Origin of the sequence: Nocardia sp. NPDC047038 (genome assembly GCF_040644075.1) — a bacterium.
Classification (GTDB): Bacteria; Actinomycetota; Actinomycetes; order Mycobacteriales; family Mycobacteriaceae; genus Nocardia; species Nocardia sichangensis.
Genome location: NZ_JBEYVQ010000005.1, coordinates 26590 through 45646 on the forward strand (window position 1 = coordinate 26590; position 19057 = coordinate 45646).

Sequence of the window (19057 nt, forward strand, 5' to 3'; positions counted from 1 at the left end):
GTGATCCGGTGACCAGCTCGACAAGTCTCTCTCCTGTCGCGGAAGTGATCCGCGCGCGTCGTGCCACGGGCGGCCGTGCCGACGGTCACCGCCTGGCGCTGGTGGTGGAGGGAGGCGGCAGCCGGGGCGTGTACTCCAGCGGCATGGTGTCCGCGCTGGAGGAACTCGGACTCGCCGGGATATTCGATGCCGTATACGGCACGTCGGCGGGCGCGATCAACGGCGCCTGGCTGTTGTGCGGGCGCGCGATCCCCGGCATGCGCTCGTGGACCGATCCTGCCATCATGCGCCGTGCCATCGACCCAGCTCGGCTGCTGCGCGGGCGCCCCGCGTTCGATCTGCGGTATCTCGTGCATCAGGTGTACGACGGCATCGAACCGATGGACTTCGAGGCGATCCTCGCCAACTCCACGACGTTCCATCCGATCGCCACCGATATCCGGACCGGGCAGGCGGTCGACCTGCATCCGCACATCACCGACAAGCGGACGCTCATGCGCGCGCTGCGCGCGTCGGCGGGCCTGCCCATTCTGGCCGGACCTCCGGTCGCCCTGGGCGGTTCGGCCTTCTTCGACGGAGGTCTCTCCGAGACCGTGCCGATCCGCACTGCGGTCCGAGCGGGCGCCACCCTCGCCTTGGTCCTGCGTACCCGGCGCGTGGACGAACGGCGCCCGGCCGCGTCGCGCCTGCACCAGCTCGTCGGCGGCGGTTATATGCGCGCGGTGGCCCCCGGCGCGTACCGGGCGTGGCTCGAACGCCCCCGCCAACAGGACATCGAGGATCGCGCGCTCGCCGAACTCGGCGACTCGGTACTGCAAATCCACCCGCCCCTCGGCTCTCCCGACATCGACAGCGCCGCCCGCGACACCACGCTGCTGGCCGCGGGCCTGCGAATCGGCCGCCAAGCTGTCCTCACCGCGCTGTCCGCCGTCCTCCCAGCCGCCTGAGCGGGCTCGCCGCTTCCCATCCACGGCGGGCACGCCGAGAGCATCGCGGACCCGCATACAGGTGGCCGAGATCGACACCGCGCTCGCCGCGCCGTGCAGCGGAGTTACCCGGTAGCGAGGTGTTCGGGCGGAGAGCATCCGTTTCCGGATCGGCACCGGCATCGCCGCGCGAAGACGTTCAGCCGAGGGCGACTCGGACGCCGTTGGACAGAACGAAGTCGTGGAGTTCCAAATGGTCGGGAGTGACCGTCGGCGGGAGGTCGAAGACGAGTTGGGTCGTGGCGGATTGCCCGGAGCGCAGCTCGAAGGAGTAGCCCAGGCGCTGCTGGGTGTTCTGCCACATGGTGGCGGTGGCGTTGTGGTCGAACGGAGTGTTCTGCGCGTCCAGCAGGCGCTGACCCAGCGGCAGGAACCACTTCGATTCGTCGGAGATATTGCGGACGGCCAGCGTGACGATCAGAAACGAACCGGCGGCCGTCTGCAATCCGATGCGTGACACGCCCGCGTCGACCTTCGTGACGACGAATTCGAATTTGCCGTCGCGAACGGGAGTGCCCACCGGCGCCACGGCAGCCGGATCGGTCATGGGGTCGTCCCGGGACGGTCCGGGTTGTTCCACCGCCACCGCCGCGGGCGGCAGGGTCGGTGCGGGCGTGCCGGAGTCGCCGGTTCTGGTTCCCGCCGCGATCAACGCGACGCAACCGGCCGCGAACGCGAACGGCGTGAGGAACACCACGATCAGCGCGCCGATCAGCTTCGACAGCAAGCTCCGCCGACGTCGGGGGATCGCGGCGCTCGGCCGCTGGGGAACCGACCGCCGACCCGGACGCGGGACCGCCGGGAAGACCTTGCGCGCCTGCGCCCGGTACGGCGGCGAGACCGTGCCGGGCTTCGGGGACAGCACGCGTGCTTGCAGGGCGAGCAATCTGCCCTGCCAACCTGGCTGTCCGCCTCCAACGGCGTACGGCGCGTTTCGATACCCGCCTGCTGAATATGGCTGCCCCGCAGCGGGGTGACCAGGGACGACCGACCGACCGGCATATCCCCGCACCGGCGGACCCGATTGCGAAACGTCCTTGCCCGGGGTGGGAATCGGCCCAGGGGTGACCGTGGACCAGTCGAGCCTGGTCGCCACGAGCGTCGGCGTCGGGCCTGGCTGGGGCATGACTTTGGTCGGGGTAGGCGTGCGCCGTGGCGGTGCACTCGGCGCTTCCGAAAAACGCTCTGCCGCAGAGGCTCCAGCTGACGGACGCGGCGAAAGGTTCTCTTGCCCAGGGAGACCGCCGTCGCCACCAGTACGGGGCGCTGGCGGCGGCACGGCTCGCGAGTCGGGAACGCCGATCGCCGACCGCGCGGCTGCGGCGAATTCCCCAGCGGTCGCGAATCTTTCGTCCGGCTCCTTGGCCAGACCGCGGGCGATGACGGCATCCAGAGCGGCGGGGACAGCGGCGCACACCGAACCGGCTCGTGGGGGCGTCGCCATCAGATGGGCGTGCATCTGCTGTGCGGGGTCGGTGTCGCCGTAGGGCCGGGAGCCGGTCAGGCACTCGTAGAGCACGCAGGCCAGCGAGTAGACGTCGGCGCGTCCGTCCACCTTCCCGGTGAACCGCTCCGGAGCCATGTACGCCAGGGTGCCGATCGCCATGCCCGTGGTGGTCACGGCGGTCTGGCCGAGCCCGTGCGCGATGCCGAAGTCGATCAAGTAGGTGAAGCCGCTCGGGTGCACGACGATGTTCGACGGTTTGACGTCGCGGTGCACCAGTCCGCGCCGGTGCGCCACATCGAGCGCCGCGGCGACGTGGCCGATGACGCCGACCGCGATGGCCGGTGGCAGCGCTCCGTCGGCCAGCAGTTTGCCCGCCAGATCCGTGCCCTCGACGAACTGCATGTCGATGTAGAGGCGGCCGTCGATCTCGCCGAACCGGTGGATCCGGGGTACGTGCGGATCGCGCAGTTGCGCCACCGCTTCGGCTTCACGCTCGAATCGCTTGCGATATCCCGCGGCGGCAGCGAGTTCGGCAGGCAGGAGCTTCAACGCCACCCGCCGCGCGGCCACCGTGTCGTAGGCGAGCCACACTTGCCCCATACCGCCCTTGCCGAGCAGTCGCTCCAGCCGGTAGCCCCCGAATCGCACCTCCCCCATCGCGAACCTCCAGTCAGCGTTGACATCTGGCCGATCCGGCCTCCCCGCGGCGCGGAACGAAAATCAGCAGGTCACCGCGCGAATGCCGTAAGAATGGCCTTCTTCGGAGCGTAACCCCGCCCCGCGTCACACACCACTGTGGGCTCGACGACAGTCCGGCAACGGCCCCCCTACTTGCCCGGTTTGGGCTTGTCCCTGCCATGTCCTTGGTTCGCGTGATCCGGCTTGCCCCGGTCGTGCTTGTCGCCGGAATCCTGCTGCCCGGGTCCGTTCGAGTCGTCGGCGTTCCGCACGGCGACACCGCCGGACGCGGGCGACGCGGGAAGCCAGCTGGGGCGGCCCGCCGACGGAGTACAGGTGAGCACCAGGCCGTCCACAACGACGCTGTGCACGTCGACCGCCGGATCGCACGGCTGGCCCGCGCCGGGCAGGACCACGATGGGCGCCGAGATCGGCGCAGGCGCGGCCGGGGCTTGCGACGGCGGGTTCGACGGTGTCCCGTGGTCCTGGTTCGACGACGGCAGCGGCGTTGTCGCCGGTCCCGCGTCGGCCACGTCCGGCCGTCCCAGCCACAACGCCCCGGCGACCGCCGCGGCGAGCGCCCCGAACGACGCCAGCGCCAGGCGCGGTCCGAGGGACGTACGCGGACCGGACGAGACACCGGTCGTGGGCGAGACACCGGTCGTGGGCGAGACACCGGTCCGGGGCGAGACACCGGTCCGGGCCGAGACGCCGGAGGTGGCCACCGCACGGAGCGGCGGCAGTACGACGGTCGGCACCGCGGAGGCGAGTTCGACCGTGTTCACGTCCCGGCCGGTCAGCGCCACGTGCGCGGCCGAAGCCAGTTCCCCCGCACTGGACCAGCGCTGGTCCGGGTCCTTCGCCATGCCGCGCGCGATCACCGCGTCCAGTGCGGGCGGGAGGGCCGGATTCAGCTCCGATGCCGACGGCGGGGCTTGCATGAGGTGGGCGCGCAACAGGCGTGGCGGCTCGCCGTCGTCGAACGGCCGGTACCCGGTCAGGCACTCGAACAGCACACAGGCCAGCGAGTACTGATCCGAACGTGGGCCCGCAGCCCGGTCGAACCGCTCCGGCGCCATGTAGGCCAGCGTGCCCACCACGTTGCCGGTGGCGGTGATCGCGGGCTGGTCGCTGCGGTGCGCGGTGCCGAAGTCGATCAGATAGACCGTGCCGCCGGGCGTCACCATGATGTTGGACGGCTTCACGTCGCGGTGCACCAGGCCCGCACGGTGGGCGATGTCGAGCGCGGCGGCCGTCTGCGCGATGATCTCGATCGCCCGCTCTGGGTCCAGCCGCCCCGAACGCCGCAGCACCGCGGCCACGTCGGAGCCCTCGATGAACTCCATATCGATGTACAGGCGGCCGTCGAGCTCGCCGAACGAATGGATCGGCACCAGGTGCGGCCCGCGCACCTGGGCGGCGAGCCGAGCCTCCCTGGTGAACCGCTGCCGGAATTTCGGGTCCGCCGCGTACGCGGTGGTCAACAGCTTCAACGCGACCGCACGGTCGGTCGTGGTGTCGTGCGCGAGCCAGACCTCACCCATGCCGCCGCTGCCCAGCAACCGATCGAGGCGGTAATGGCCGAACCATAGCTCGCCCATATCGATAGAACCTCCCGCTAGCCTCTTCCTCATGATCGAGCTACCCCAAATCCGGTTCGTTACCGCGAAACGCGCAAAAGCGACGTGGCGGCCATCCGATCATGTCGCAGCGAGGCCGTTCGGCGTCGCGGAATTCGGCGGAGTGCCCGCCGACGACTCGCGCGGCGGAACGGCCGAACGCTGATGGAGCCGATCGAAATCAACGCGGGCGCCTGGTATCTGCGCGCCCTGCGCGCCGACGACCGCATCGACGACCGCCCCGCCCTGGCCGCGGGCGGCATCACCGAACCGGACTACGTGGCCCGGCGCGGTGCGGGCTGGGCGGAGGAAACGCACTTCTCCTGGGCGGTCTGCGAACCGACCACAGCCGAGCTGGTCGCCGAAATCGGGGTGACGCCCGAGGCCGACGGCACCGCGAAGGTGAGCGGATGGGCGCGCCCCGGCTACGAGGCCGCTTTGGACGCCGGGCTGACGTCCGTTGAGCGCTTCGTCGAAGGCGGTCTGGGGTTGCGTCCGGTCAGGTCCTGACCGCTGCGCCGGCCGGGCCGAGGTCAGCGCATGACGCCGGTGTGGCCCGTGGAGTAGCGGCCCGGCTGCGGCCAGATCGTGAGTCCGTGTGGCCCTTTCCCTACCGGGATGCGAGCCAGCAGATTCCAGTTGACGATGTCGATGGCGTACACCTCGTCGTGGTGCCGGCCGGACGCCCAGAAGACGCGACCGTCCGCGGAGATGTTGCCCATATCGGGACTGCCGCCGCCGGGCACGAACCACTTGCGCACGAGCCCGTTCGCCGCGAAGTCCCACACCGAGACGCTGCCTTCGTGCCGGTTGGTGATGAGCATCTGCGCGGAATCGCGGGTGATGTAGAGGCCGTGGGTACCCTTGCCGGTCGGCACGAATCCGGTGTTCTCGAAAGTGTGCGCGTCGAACAGGTAGATGCCGTCGGCGGTCATGTCGGCGACGAAGAAAGTGTGGCCGTCCGGGGACAGCTTCACGTCCTGCGGCATGCCCGAGCGACCGCCGGGCAGATCGACCAGCTTGACGACTTTGCGCTCGGCCACGTCGAAAACCAGCATGCGGCCGTTGAATTCGCACGAGACCAGGGCGAAACGGCCGTCGGCCGTGAAGTCCATGTGGTCGACTCCGGCGCAGTCGGGCACCGCCATGGCATGCGTCTTCTGCCAGGTTCGCGGATCGTAGAAATCCAGCGACTTGTCCGCCTCCGCGACCACGAGCGCGTACCGGCCGTCCGGCGTGTAGTACATGTTGTAGGGATCGCGCACGGGAAACGGTTCGCCCGGCTTGCCCGTCCTCGGGTCGATCGGCAACAGGCTGCCCGCGCCGATCGGCAGATCGTTGGTGACGTAGAGCGTCTGCAGGTCGTACGACGGCACGACGTGCTGTGGTTCCGAGCCGCCCGCCGCATAGGTGTCGATCACTCGAAAGGTCTCGGGATCGATCACCGAGACCGTGCTCGACTTGCTGTTGGGCACGTAGACGAGCGGGCGGTGGTCGGCCACGGTGGGGCTGAGCTCTCGGTCGGCCACGTACACGTCGGTCGCTGAGAGCGGCGGCGGCATCCCCGGCAGCGGATCGGTCATGTGCGGTGGGAGCACGCCTGCAGTGGGGGCCGCCGCGGCGGCCGGGGTCGCGACGGTGATCTGGGCGGTCCGGCTCTGCTCGGCGACCACCGTGCCGGCGTCACCGGCCGCGCAGCCGGCCGGCGCCGACAGCAGCAGCATGGAGACGACGAGGTGGGGCGCGCAACGCCGAAACATCCGCTGTCGGTTCACCTGCTGCACCTTGTCGGAGCGTGGTGAAGACGAGATGACATGGGTGCGAAGCCTAGGAGCCGAATCCGGAATTCCGGCGCACCCGCGCCGGAGTGCACCGGAATGTCCGGATCGAACCCCGTGTGCGTTATGCGAGGCTGGTCAGCACCCGATCCAGCGCGTCGACGGCCTCGTCCAGTTCGGCGCCGGTGACCGTCAGCGGAGGACGGAACCGGATGCCCCGCTCGCCGGTGCCGAGGATCAGCACGTGCTCGCGCTCACGCAGCGCGGTGAGTACCTCGTCGCGCAGCCGGGAGGACGACAGGGTGATCGCGCACATCAGGCCGCGCCCGCGCGGCTCGCTGACATCGGCGTGCCGGGCGGCGAGCGCGCCGAGCCGTTCGAGCAGGTGCGCCCCCAACGGCCGGGAGCGTTCGATCAGCGCGTCCTGCTCCAGCACCTCCAGGGTGCGCCTGCTGCGCACCATGTCGGCCAGGTTGCCGCCCCAGGTCGAGTTGAGCCGGGAGCTGACCGCGAAGACGTTGTCGGGTACCTCGTCCACTCGCCCGCCCGCCATGACGCCGCACACCTGGGTCCGCTTACCGAACGCGACGACGTCCGGCGCCAAGCCGAGTTGCTGATAGGCCCAGGCCGTTCCGGTCATGCCTACGCCGGTCTGCACCTCGTCCAGCACGAACAGCGCGTCGTTCTCGTGACACAACCGTTGCACGGCCTGCAGGAACTGTGGACGCAGATGCCGGTCGCCGCCCTCGCCCTGGATCGGCTCGGCGATGAAACACGCGATGTCGTGCGGGCTTTCCTCGAATGCCCGCCGCACCTGGGTCAGCGCGCAGGCCTCCGCCTCCTCGACGTCGAACGCGTCGGTGAGATAAGGCGACTTGACGCGCGGCCAGTCGAATTTCGGGAAACGCGCGGTCTTCACCGGATCGGTATTGGTCAGCGACATGGTGTAACCGGTGCGGCCGTGGAACGCGCCGGTCAGGTGCAGCACTTTGGCGCCGAGTTCCGCTGGGCGGCCGTGTGCTTCGTTGTGCCTGCTCTTCCAGTCGAACGCGATCTTGAGGGCATTCTCCACCGCGAGTCCGCCGCCATCGATGAAGAACAGATGCGGTAGCCGCGGGTCGCCGAGCACCCGCACGAACGTCTCGACGAAGCGGGCCATCTCGACGGTGTATATGTCGGAGTTGCTCGGCTTGTTCACCGCCGCGGTGAACAGCTCGGCCCGGAACTGGGCGTCCTCGGTCAGAGCGGGGTGGTTCATGCCCAGCGCGTTGGACGCGAAGAAGCCGAACATATCCAGGTAGGGGCTGCCGTCGCGTTCGTCGACCAGGCGGCAGCCACGGGAACGGGTGAGGTCGAGTACCAAGTCGAAGCCGTCGGCCAGGATGCTCGCCGACAAGATCTCGTGGACCCGGGCGGCGAGGGTGACCGCCGGGCGGGTGCGTTCCAGTTCGATGGTCACGCCCTGAGGGTACGTAAAAATTTACGGAACCTCTACAACATGGCGGATTAATTACACCGAATCGTCACCTGTCGTAGAATGTCTGCAGGATGATGGTGCTCCTGGTGCGCACATTGGCGGTGGCTCTGATCTCTTGGAGCAACTGCTCGAGGTGCCGCGGGGACGCCACGCGCACCAGCAGGATGTAGCTCTCCTCACCGGCCACCGAGTGGCAGGCCTCGATGCCGGGGATGTGCTGCAACACCGCCGGCGCGTCATCGGGTTGCGACGGGTCGAGAGGAGTGATCGCGACGAATGCCGACAGCAGCTGGCCGAGGGCTTCCGGATCGACGTGCGCGGTGTACCCGCGGATCACACCGCGCGCCTCTAATCGGCGGACCCGTGACTGCACCGCGGACACCGACAGACTCGCCTTTTCGGCCAGGTTCGACAGAGTGGCCCGTCCATCGGCCATCAGTTCACGAATCAGCAGGCGATCGATGTCATCGAGTACGGGTCTTGCCGGTGTATCCGCCATCAGCGAAGGCTAACTCAGGCAGCCCGCCTCGTGTCCGGAACCTGACCTCCACCCTCCCGCTATGTGGGACAGACACGCCGCGACGCGGCCGAAAGGTATGGCGGAACAACAGATGACCGATGTACTCGACGACCAGGCCACCCAGCGACTCGCCGCCCGCGCGGAAGCGGTGCTGCGCCAATTGGGCGCGCCGCCATCGGAACCCGGCGATCTGCCCGCACGCACTCCGATCACCGGAGGGCAGCTGACCACCGTGCGATCCAGCTCGCTCGACGAGGTCGACGCCGCGATCGGCCGGGCCGCTACCGCCTTCCGCGCCTGGCGCGGGGTTCCGGCGCCCGTCCGGGCCGGGGTCGTGCGCAGCCTCGGTCGGCTGCTCACCGCGCACAAGAGCGACCTGGCCGAGCTCGTCACGCTCGAGGCGGGCAAGATCCCCGCCGAGGCCGCGGGTGAGGTACAGGAGATGATCGACGTCTGCGAATTCGCCGTCGGCCTGTCCCGGCAGCTGTACGGCCACACCATGCCCTCGGAGCGTCCTGGCCACCGGTTGATGGAAACCTGGCATCCGCTCGGCGTGGTCGGGGTGATCTCGGCGTTCAACTTCCCGGTCGCGGTCTGGGCATGGAATACGGCGATCGCGCTGGTCTGCGGCGACACCGTGGTGTGGAAGCCGTCGGAGACGACGCCGCTGACCGCGCTGGCCTGTCACGCGCTGTTGCGGCGGGCGGCCCGCGAAGTGGATGCGGACCCCGAGATCCATCAATTGATCCAGGGTGCGAGCGCCGTCGGCTCCCGCCTGGTCGACGACGAGCGGGTAGCGCTGGTGAGCGCGACCGGCTCGGTGCGGATGGGCCGGCTGGTGGCGCCACGGGTGGCCGAGCGGCTCGGGCGCTGCCTGCTGGAACTGGGCGGCAACAACGGCGCGATCGTCACCGCGTCCGCCGACCTCGACCTCGCGGCGCGAGCCATCGTGTTCGCGGCGGCGGGCACGGCCGGGCAGCGCTGCACGACACTGCGCAGGCTGATCGTGCACCGAAGCGTGGCCGGCCCGCTGCTGGACCGACTCGAACGGGCGTACCGGCAACTGTCCGTCGGCGATCCGTTCGACGACGGGGTGCTGGTCGGGCCGCTGATCGACGGCAAGGCATACACCGGAATGCGCGCGGCGCTCGACAAGGCCGTGACCGACGGTGGCGAACTGGTCTGCGGCGGCGAGCGAGTCGATGGGTTCGGTGACGACGCCTACTACGTGCGGCCCGCCATCGTGCGCATGCCCGCCCAGACCGCGGTGGTGCGGGAGGAGACCTTCGCGCCGATCCTCTACGTGCTCACCTATGACGACTTCGATCGCGCGATCGCCCTGCACAACGAAGTGCCGCAGGGCCTTTCGTCCGCCGTCTTCACCACCGACCAGCGCGAGGCCGAACGCTTCCTCGCCGCCGACGGATCCGACTGCGGGATCGCCAATGTCAACATCGGTACCTCGGGCGCCGAGATCGGCGGCGCTTTCGGCGGCGAGAAGCAGACCGGCGGCGGCCGCGAATCCGGCTCGGACTCCTGGAAGTCGTACATGCGCCGAGCCACCAATACCGTGAACTACTCCACCGAACTCCCTCTCGCCCAAGGCATCGAGTTCGGCTGAACGCCACACCCCTCCCCGGCTGCCACATCTGCGGCGGCTGCCACATCCTGACCGGCTCGGCTGCCATGCGGGTGCCATAAACCGCATGGGCCGACGTCGCCAGCCCGAGATACTTGCCGAGCAGAGACTTGTTGCGCAGCACCGCGTACGAGAAGATCAACCGCCAGCCTCCTGATCAGCTCGCACCGAGTGGGCGGCCAGCAATGCGGCCGTCATGGGGATCAGGACTCCCCAGCCTTCGAGAACCACGTCGCGAAACACCGTCCAGGTATGGCCCGACCGGCCTTCTGGCGAGGCCAACGACATGGGATACAGCGGAACGGTGATGATCACAGGTACCAGGATGGCGAACCAGCCGATGAAGCCGCGACGCATCCTCGCCAGTTCTGTCGCTGTGACGTCCCACAAACTCTGCTGGTCTCGCCGTGGGCGAAGGTCGGGGCCGTAGCGTGCCACGTGGCTCGGAACTCACTCGGTGCGTGGCTGTTCGCGGCCAGCGCCGCGGCGGCGAAGTCGCGCACCTGCTGCTCGGGCGTACCGAGCCCGGGTTCGCGGATTTCCTGGATGACGGTCGAGAGTTGTTGTTCGACGCGCCGCATCACTTCGGTTATCGGGCTGCTCACCGATTGATCAGGAGGCAGCCGGTAGTCGCGCAACCACCTCCCGTTGACATGCCGGTAGAGGTCGTCCTGCGGACGGACAGTCTCGTCGAGCCCATCCGGGCCGGGCACGCCGGGTGGTGCGGCCGGACGGCAAGCAGACGGAACAGCCACGGCGGCAACCACTCCGAACGTGCGCAATGCGATACGACGGCTCACTTTTGCGGGCGAATTCGACAGCACCGTCGCTACCGATCAGCCGCGCAGCACGGTGAGCGGAAAGGACACGTCCGCTCGATGTTCCGAACCGACCAATTCTGCCCGGCTGCCCACGCCCAAGGTGTCGTACAGGCTGCGGATGCGTCGATACATCGACCGCTCCGAAAGATAGTTCAGGCGCGCGATCTCGGCGACGGTCATCGACGTGCGCAGCATGCGCAGCAGCCGGGTGTCCGACTCGGTCAGACCATCTCCGCCGGACTGATCCGCGCCGGTGGCCGGTGTAGCGGACCGGCCGCGCAGGCGTTGCCGTGCCGGTTCGTTCGGTTCGCGGCCGGTCACCGCACCGAGCACCGCCGGGAGCGGCTTCCCCGGTGCCGAGCGCGTGCGGTCGAGGAGTTGCGCGCGAACGAGGTCGGCCTGACGCTCGACGGATATCGCGACGTTGATCACGAAGTTGGCGCCGGAGCGTATCGCGGCATAGGTCGAGTAACCACCGACGTCATCGGTGACCGCGACGATGAGCCCCATGGCGTGCCGGGCGCGAACCGACCGCAGGCTTTCGGCTTGGGTTTCACTGTTGACGGGTAGCACGATCGGGGCGCCGCCGGCGTCCCTGCGCATGGCCAGTTGGTCGTAGTCGGCGAACTCCAACTCGAAATGCGGCCCGAACACGCTCCCCCACGACCCATCCGCGGGATCCAGATAGTCGCGCAAGCCCGGATGGACGAATGCGACACGCCCGGTTGCTTGTTCGGGATCCCTACTGGTTCGAACGGCGTTCAAGAAAGCCCCCTTCACTTCGATCAGCGCGCTTTCGCGCGCCTCTTACCTATCCGTCGGCGCTACGCGCAGGACGGGCAGTACTCGAGCCCCCGACCGAGCGGCAAGCCTTCGACCCTGTACCTCGGGTACCGTCACAATAGGCGCGATGGTGCTTCGGCGCAGCCACGCCGGTCGCCGGGACCACCACCACCACACCGCGGCCCATCGGCCGGATCCTGCGGCGGCGCCGCTAACGCATCACGCTCTTGCAGCGGGCCACCCGGGCTCGTGCCACCGACCGCACGCTGGACGTCATCATCCACTCCTCGTCTCGCAATCTGCGTCGGATACTTCTCGTCACATGGTTGGACGCGGCGGCGGCGCATTCGGTTCCACCTGTGCGCAACAGATTGCCCAGGCCTCGCCGAGTCACCCGCAACATGCCCTCTCACCAGCACGATTGGGCTATTCGCGCCCACCATGTGTACTGTTGGAAAAGCCGACGCGGGGTGGAGCAGCTCGGTAGCTCGCTGGGCTCATAACCCAGAGGTCGCAGGTTCAAATCCTGTCCCCGCTACTGCGGAACGGTCCGGAGCACACGCTCCGGGCCGTTTCTCTTTTGCCGGGTCGAGTCGCGACCATGGTCCACGCACAGCGGGTCGTCCGAGCACTACACCTCGCAAAACGCCGCGGCTTCCGGATCCGGCGAGGTCTCAGCGATGCACGGAGAGCCGGCGGTCCAGCGAGGTGGTCGGCGAGGATCCGACGCTGGGCGCATCGCGTAGACCCTTGCCGCTGACGTCGGGAACCCCGACAGTCGGAGTGCAGATTCTTTGACTGCTGATGTCGCATACTCCGACGTGCGCAATCCTACGATACGGTTCGACGCTTGCCTGTTCCGTAGCTCACATCCGAATCTCCGGCGGAATGACCAGCCGCCGATCGCGATTGCGAATCGGCGGTTAAAAGATGGTTACGGCACCGTCCTGGATTGGTGACGACCGAGTTGTCATGTCACGATACTTTCGAGTCACCTGGACAAATCATCCCGAAGTGTTTTCCCGCAGGCAACCCCCGGTTCCCATCACCGCACCCGCCTTGTCTCCTTCGGCGTGTTCGTAATGATTCGATCGCCAATGTCGGCCATCTCTGCGTGCAACGACAACAATCTGTGAGGAAAGTTCCGCGTGAGTGATTTCTGGAACGTGAGCTCGTCTTTGGCGTGTCTCAGCGTCGGCATTTCATTGTTTGGTGTCATCGCATACCTGGCGGGGATACTGGAAGGGGACACCCGGCCGCGCATCGCGTCGTGGGCGGCTTGGTGCACCGCGAACACGGTGTTCGCGGTGGTGGCGTACCTCGAGGGCGGCTATCTGGCCGCAGCCATCAACGCCGCCGCGGCGGCGATGAACGCGGCGGTCATCGTCGTCGGCATCACCCGCGGGTCCGGCCTGCGGCCGGAAGACAATATCGATTGGGCCTGCCTGGTCTCCTCGATCGCATGCGTGCTGGTGACGGTCGGCGTACAGGAAAAGGCATTCGGCGCGCTGTTCGCGATATGCGCCAATCTCATCGCCACCATTCCAACGCTCCGGCATGTGTGGTCCAAACCGCACGAGGAAACGTGGCAAACGTTCGCGGCGAACGCACTCGCGAACGGCCTCGGCCTGCTCGGCGTGCTCCTGGTGAGCGGGTTCGAATTCGTTTCGATCGCCGGTCCGATGATTTCCACGGCGGGCAATGCCGGTTTGGTCGCCCTTACCGTCGGTCGTGCTCGATTCGCCGCCGTCGCGGTCGTCCCGGTGAAAGTCGGCTGATCTCGCGTGCGATCGGTCACTTCCAATATCGGCGACTGCTTCACCGATCCGGGCGAACTCACCGAGGGACAAGCCCGGCGCGCTCTCGAAATCCACGTCATCTGTTCCTCGCGCTGCCTCGTCCTGCGACGGGCCAAGCGAGTGCTGGGAGTAGATGACCCGACCGACGCGCCACCAGGCGGTCGTTGACCGCCGACCGGCAGGTTGCGCCCGACGCCCGCCTTTCGGCGGACGCGTCGGGCGCAGCCGCGCAGGTACGCCAGCGCGGCGTCTCCTACCGCTATCCTTCGATCTCAGCGACCCGATGACCAGCTGATTCGTTCCGGGCAAGAGTTCTACCGACGCCGCCACGGCCGCGACGCCGAACGCTTGCCACGAAGGCGAAGGAGAGCGCTGTGCGGCGCAGGGCGATGCTCGAGGGGTGTGTGGCGGCGGTTGCCGCACCGATGTTCGCCGCCTGCGGCCTGCTGAAAAGCGACGCGCAACCGGCGGACGAGTTGGCTTTCGACCCGGACGAATTCACGGTGCGGAAGAAGACCGTCGCCACCTTCGAGCGGGACAAGAACGTGACCTACCGGTTCTACGACAGCGTTGTCTACGTGGCGAAACCGGTGAACAAGACGTATCAGAGCTTGAACGTCAGCGTTCCCGTCGAGATCGACGGGAACACCGTCGACGCGAGCAAGGCTCCGATTCTCTTGAGCAACTCCGTCGGCGGCTATCTGTCGTCGGCGGCCGAGGGCGGCAAGCCGGACGACGGCGGTGATCGGGACAGGAACCGCGAGCTCGCCCTCGCGGCGGGTTATGTCGTCGTCGAGCCCGGTGCGCGCGGGCGCGACCTGGTCGCCCCGGACGGCACGTACTACGGCGTGGCGCCCGCCGCCATCGTGGATCTCAAGGCCGCGGTCCGATACTTGCGGCACAACTCCGGCCGGGTTCCGGGAAACACCGACCGGATCGTCGCCACCGGGGTCAGCGCGGGCGGCGCGCTGTCCGCGCTGCTGGCTGCCTCCGCCGACAACCGGATGTACGACCGGTATCTCGCCGAACTCGGCGCGGCGGACGCGAGCGACGCCGTTTTCGCCGCCGCTTCTTACTGTCCCGTGACCGATCTCGACCACGCGGACATGGCCTACGAGTGGAATTGGGGCGCCAACCCGCTGCGCTCCGGCGAACTCGACGCAACGGCCTCGCGCGAACTGAGCACCGCGTTCGTGGACTATCAGGCATCGTTGGAACTGCAAGGGGCGGACGGATTCGGGCCGATCACGGCCGACAACTACGGCAACTACCTCGTGCGGACCTACCTCGAACCGGCGGCGACCAGGTATTTGACCGCTTTGCAGGACTCCGAGCGTTCGAGCTACCTGGCGGCCAACACGTGGATCACCTGGTCGGGCGACCGGGCGGAGTTCACCTGGCCGAACTTCCTCGCGCACGTGGGCGAGCGGAAGAAGGGCGTGCCCGCGTTCGACGCCTTCGACCTGTCCTCTCCGGAGAACAACCTGTTCGGTGCCGGCACCGTCAAGGCCAGGCACTTCACCCCGTTCAGCCTGCGGCGAGCGACGGGCGACCCGGGCGCGCAACTCGACAGCGACCTGCCCGAGAAGATCAGCATGATGAACCCCATGTTCTTTCTCCGCCAACGCAATCCCGCCCGGGCGAAGCACTGGTGGATTCGCGTCGGCACCAAGGACACCGATGCGTCGCTGACCATCGTGGGCAATCTCGCCGCGAGCCTGGCGAATCTGGGCGACCAGGTCGACGCCGCGATGTATTGGGACGCGGGGCACGGCAGCAACGAGGACGCCGCGGATTTCGTCGTGTGGATCGGCAAGGTGACCGGCTACACCGGCTGAGGCGTTCGCCGACGGGTGGCCTTTCCACGAGTTCGCCGGGTCACAGGTGGCACACCGGACTCGGTTCGCGGCGAAGACCTGCTGAGGCGTTGGTCCCGGCAACGCCCGCGCGGCGCTCCGACCGGCCACCGGCGTCGGAGCCCACTAACAGCGCGTCGGCTCGATACCGAGCTCCCGCAGACGTTCGATGTAGACCGCCACGCCGGCGAGTTTGATGTCCTCGTATCCGCGCACCACGTCGGCGAGCGCGGCCGCCCGCACGGCGCGGTCGTAGCCCGACCGGTCCAGCCCCTCGGCGAGGTCTGTCACCATCGCGGTGTAGTGAGTGCGCAACTCACGTTCCACGCGTCGCACGTGCGCGTATCCGAACGGGTCGAATCTCGTGCCGCGCAGCCGCTTTCCCTTGGCCAGCAAGCGCAGGGCGAAGTGGCTGCCGGGCCCCATTCCGATCTTGTCCTTCCGTCCCAGCGCACGCAGGACCGGCGGGTGCAGCCGATAGGTGAGGTTCGCCCCCTCGGGTACCTGCGCGGCGACCTCGGCCAGGAACGACGGATCGGTGAGCCGTCGTGCCACCTCGTACTCGTCCTTGTATGCCGTGAACTTGTACAGCCCGCGCGCGACCTGCTCGCTGAACTCGGTACGGTCGGTCACCTCGCGCTCGGCAGCCCAGACTCGTTGCATCGTGGCCACGTAGTCGCGCGCCATCGCAACGCTCTGGAAGCCGATCAGCTCGACGGCCCGCAGCTCGACCAGCCGCCGCGTCTCGCCCGTCGCGGTCAGCTCGTCGAACAGGTCCGCTGGCACCGGTACCGGAGTGCGTTCGGCCGTGCGACGCGTGGTGGCGGCGGCGAACTCCTCCGGCCGAGCTATCGCGACCCGGCCCCATCGGAAGGCCGCGAGGTTGGCGTCCACGGCCACGCCGTTGATCTCGATGGCCTCCTCGATCGCCGTGCCCGGCAGCCGCAGGCCACCGAGTTCGTAGGCTGCGCCCACCAGGAGGAAGTTCGCGGCGGCAGTGTTGCCGAAAAGCGCCTCCGCGGCGGCGAGAGCATCGAAGGACCGCACCGAGCGCGAGACCTGTTCCAATCGCCGCAGCAACGTCGCCTCGCCGGGGTAGGTGACGGACCGGTCGTAGACCATGTCCCCGGTCGGGGTCTCGCTGGTGGAGGCGACCGAGACGGTCGTCTCGGCGCAGCCGTAGGCCAGGTTCTTGTTGTCGGTGGCGGCCAGCAGGTCGAACGCCACGATGCAGTCGGCCGAGGCCGGGGCCAGCCGGTTGGCCGGCTCCAGCGCCCCGACGGCGAAACGCAGATGCGAGACCACCGGCCCGGCCTTCTGGCTCATGCCGATCTGGTCCAGGCTCGCCACCTCGTACCCGGCGCGCATCGCGGCGGTCGCCAGGACCTGGTTCACGGTGACGATGCCGGTGCCGCCGATACCGGCGAGAAAGACGTTCTGCGTGGTCGTCGGCGGTTCGTGCATCAGGTCCGGCAGCCGCGGCGGCTGCGGCGCGCGAACGGCTCGGCGCGGCTTCCGCGCGGCCGGGTCGGGCAGTTCGACCGTGACGAACGCGGGGCAGTCGCCCTTCAGGCAGCTGTAGTCGGTGTTGCACGAGGTCTGGTCGATCCGCGTCTTGCGCCCGAACTCGGTGTCCACCGGCTGCACCGACAGGCAGTTGCTCTGCACCCCGCAGTCGCCGCAGCCTTCGCACACCGCCTCGTTGACGACCACCCGGGTGCGGCGCACCGGCAGGGCGCCCCGCTTGCGCTGCCGCCGCGCGTCGGCCGCGCAGTGCTGGTCGTAGATCAGCACGGTGACGCCGGGGATCTCGCGCAGTGTGCGTTGCGCTTCGTCGAGGCGGTCGCGGTGCCATAGGAGGGCGCCGGGAGCGAGATCGCGCTTGCGGTAGCGCTCGGGCTCGTCCGCGCAGACGATGATCCGCCGGACGCCCTCGACGGCGAGTTTGTGGGTGAGCATCGGCACCGTGAGCGCGCCCTCGGCGTGCTGCGCGCCGGTCATCGCGACCACATCGTTGTGCAGCAGCTTGAAGGTGATGTTCACGCCAGCGGCGACGCACGCCTGCACGGCGAGCTGGCCGGAGTGGAAATACGTTCCGTCACCGATGTTCTGGAACAGGTGCGGCACGTCCGTGAACGGCGCTTGACCGATCCACTGCGCGCCTTCGCCGCCCATCTGGGTCAGCCCGGTGACCTTGCTGTCGGCGCGGCCGGACATGGTCACCAGGGTGTGGCAGCCGATGCCGCCGCCCGCCAGTGAGCCCTCCGGAACGGCGGTGGAACGATTGTGCGGGCAACCGCTGCAGAAGTAGGCCGCGCGCTTGGCGGGCAGCACCGACAGCGACAGCGGCTGCGGCAGCGGACGTTTCAGTTCGAGGTGCCCGTCGAGCACGCGGCGCAGCGGTGCGGCGACGCGCCCTGAGGTCAGTTCGCCGTCGGCCCCGAACAGCGGGCGGTCCGCCTCGTCGCGCTTGCCGAGGATTTCCGGCGCGCCCGCGACCCCGTACAGGATGTCGCGGATCTGGGTTTCGATGAAGGCGGTCTTGTCCTCGACGACGATCAGCTGGTCGAGCCCGGCGGCGAACTCGCCGACCCGGTCGGGCGCGAGGGGAAACGGCATTCCGATGCGCAGCAGGCGGATCCCCGCGCTGTACAGCGCTTCGTCGTCGGCGCCGAGGTCGATCAGCGCTTGGCGAACCGCGTCGAAGGTGGTCCCGGTGGCGGCGATGCCGATCGTGGCGCGGGCCGGGTTCACCTCGATCACGTCCAGGCCGTTGCGCGTGCTGTAGGCGCGCACCATCTCCCAGCGGGGACCGTAGAGGTCCGCTTCGGCGAGCAAGCTGTCGGCGGGCGCGGCCATCGGACGCTGCCGGTAGTGGAACCGCTGACCTTCCCAGTCGATTTCGGGCACCACGATGTCGATGTCACCCACCGAACCGTCCACGGTCCACGCGCCGTCGGCGACGTCGGCGACGATCTTCAGCGCCACGAGGCAACCCGAGGCGCGCGACAGGGCGACGCCGTGCAGGCCCATGGTGATGATCTCGCGGGCGTTGCGCGGGAACAGCACCGGAATGTTCATCGCGGCCAAGGAGCGCTCGCTCACCGCGGGCACGGTCGAGGACTTGGCCGCCGGATCGTCGCCGACCAGCAGCAGGACGCCGCCGCGCGGATGCACGCCGTACATGTTGGCGTGGCGCAGCGCGTCGGTCGCGCGGTCCAGGCCGGGGCCTTTGCCGTACCAGACACCGACGACGCCGTCGTGGGTCGCCGCGCCCGCGGGCAGCTCCGCCTGGCTTCCCCACACGGAGGTCGCGGCCAGTTCCTCGTTCAATCCCGGGACGAACGAGATGTCGTGCTCGGCGAGCACCTCCGGCATGCCGGACAGCATCTTGTCGACGCCGCCGAGCGGACTGCCCTGGTACCCGGACACGAACGTGCCCACTCGCCGCCCGGCGCGCAGATCACGCACATGCTGCTCCACCAGCTGCCGCGCGATGGCCTGCACGCCGGTGAGGACAACGGTCCCCGAGCCGACGCGGTAACGGTCGGCGAGGTCGTAGGGAGCTGCGATCAGATCGCGGTCGGCGAGCTCGGTCATCCGGATCCACCCGTCCGCTCGGCGCCGATCCGGCGCTTCGCATTGTTGAGCACT

Annotated in this window: 14 protein-coding genes and 1 tRNA gene; 6 read left to right on the forward strand and 9 right to left on the reverse strand. The window is 68.5% G+C overall.

The features are described from left to right. Window positions 1–8: 8 nt before the first annotated feature. A complete protein-coding gene (locus ABZ824_RS19640) occupies window positions 9–947 on the forward strand; it encodes a patatin family protein (RefSeq protein ID WP_355073534.1) in 939 nt (312 codons plus the stop codon). A gap of 178 nt (window positions 948–1125) precedes the next feature. Here the strand turns inward: ABZ824_RS19640 and ABZ824_RS19645 are convergent, their stop codons facing one another. Then, window positions 1126–3090 (reverse strand): protein kinase, encoded by a 1965-nt coding sequence (locus tag ABZ824_RS19645; protein WP_356964611.1) that lies wholly within the window; start codon window positions 3088–3090, stop codon window positions 1126–1128. Window positions 3091–3260: 170 nt separating this feature from the next. Beyond that, window positions 3261–4712, reverse strand: a complete 1452-nt coding sequence (locus ABZ824_RS19650; RefSeq protein WP_356964613.1) for a serine/threonine-protein kinase — start codon at window positions 4710–4712, stop codon at window positions 3261–3263. Between the two features lie 183 nt (window positions 4713–4895). Between ABZ824_RS19650 and ABZ824_RS19655 the strand changes: the two genes are divergently transcribed. Beyond that, window positions 4896–5240: a hypothetical protein gene (locus ABZ824_RS19655; RefSeq protein WP_356964614.1), complete on the forward strand. Its 345-nt coding sequence runs from the start codon at window positions 4896–4898 to the stop codon at window positions 5238–5240. Between the two features lie 23 nt (window positions 5241–5263). On the opposite strand, the gene ABZ824_RS19660 is transcribed toward ABZ824_RS19655, so the two are convergent. From ABZ824_RS19660 to ABZ824_RS19670, 3 genes are all read right to left on the reverse strand, one after another. Further along, window positions 5264–6505, reverse strand: a complete 1242-nt coding sequence (locus tag ABZ824_RS19660) for a YncE family protein (RefSeq protein ID WP_356964615.1) — start codon at window positions 6503–6505, stop codon at window positions 5264–5266. Window positions 6506–6632: 127 nt separating this feature from the next. Next, complete coding sequence (gene lat / locus ABZ824_RS19665; RefSeq protein WP_356964617.1) at window positions 6633–7967, reverse strand: L-lysine 6-transaminase; 1335 nt, start codon at window positions 7965–7967, stop codon at window positions 6633–6635. 64 nt (window positions 7968–8031) lie between these two features. Continuing rightward, entirely contained in the window at window positions 8032–8484 is a 453-nt protein-coding gene (locus ABZ824_RS19670) for an Lrp/AsnC family transcriptional regulator (protein ID WP_039796222.1), read from the reverse strand. A 112-nt stretch (window positions 8485–8596) separates the two neighbouring features. On the opposite strand from ABZ824_RS19670, the gene ABZ824_RS19675 reads away from it, so the two are divergent. Further along, the gene (locus ABZ824_RS19675) at window positions 8597–10126 is read left to right on the forward strand and encodes an aldehyde dehydrogenase family protein (RefSeq protein ID WP_356964620.1); all 1530 of its coding nucleotides are present in this window, start codon (window positions 8597–8599) and stop codon (window positions 10124–10126) included. A gap of 156 nt (window positions 10127–10282) precedes the next feature. On the opposite strand, the gene ABZ824_RS19680 is transcribed toward ABZ824_RS19675, so the two are convergent. The 3 genes from ABZ824_RS19680 to ABZ824_RS19690 all read right to left on the reverse strand — a co-directional run bounded on the left by ABZ824_RS19680 (window position 10283) and on the right by ABZ824_RS19690 (window position 11730). Further along, complete coding sequence (locus tag ABZ824_RS19680; protein WP_356964622.1) at window positions 10283–10459, reverse strand: hypothetical protein; 177 nt, start codon at window positions 10457–10459, stop codon at window positions 10283–10285. Next, the gene (locus ABZ824_RS19685; RefSeq protein WP_356964624.1) at window positions 10456–10899 is read right to left on the reverse strand and encodes a hypothetical protein; all 444 of its coding nucleotides are present in this window, start codon (window positions 10897–10899) and stop codon (window positions 10456–10458) included. The genes ABZ824_RS19680 and ABZ824_RS19685 overlap by 4 nt, the downstream gene beginning before the upstream one ends. 81 nt (window positions 10900–10980) lie before the next feature. After that, on the reverse strand, window positions 10981–11730 hold the full coding sequence (locus ABZ824_RS19690; RefSeq protein WP_356964626.1) for a hypothetical protein: 750 nt from the start codon (window positions 11728–11730) through the stop codon (window positions 10981–10983). A 482-nt stretch (window positions 11731–12212) separates the two neighbouring features. On the opposite strand from ABZ824_RS19690, the gene ABZ824_RS19695 reads away from it, so the two are divergent. From ABZ824_RS19695 to ABZ824_RS19705, 3 genes are all read left to right on the forward strand, one after another. Continuing rightward, window positions 12213–12286 (forward strand) — tRNA-Met (locus tag ABZ824_RS19695). A gap of 610 nt (window positions 12287–12896) precedes the next feature. Then, the gene (locus ABZ824_RS19700) at window positions 12897–13526 is read left to right on the forward strand and encodes a hypothetical protein (RefSeq protein ID WP_355073472.1); all 630 of its coding nucleotides are present in this window, start codon (window positions 12897–12899) and stop codon (window positions 13524–13526) included. Window positions 13527–13921: 395 nt separating this feature from the next. Further along, window positions 13922–15385, forward strand: coding sequence for a subtype B tannase (locus ABZ824_RS19705; RefSeq protein WP_356964628.1), 1464 nt, complete (start codon window positions 13922–13924; stop codon window positions 15383–15385). 144 nt (window positions 15386–15529) lie between these two features. On the opposite strand, the gene ABZ824_RS19710 is transcribed toward ABZ824_RS19705, so the two are convergent. After that, window positions 15530–19003 carry an indolepyruvate ferredoxin oxidoreductase family protein gene (locus tag ABZ824_RS19710; RefSeq protein WP_356964882.1) on the reverse strand — a complete coding sequence of 1158 codons (3474 nt, stop codon included), beginning with the start codon at window positions 19001–19003 and terminating at the stop codon, window positions 15530–15532. Between the last annotated feature and the right edge of the window lie 54 nt (window positions 19004–19057).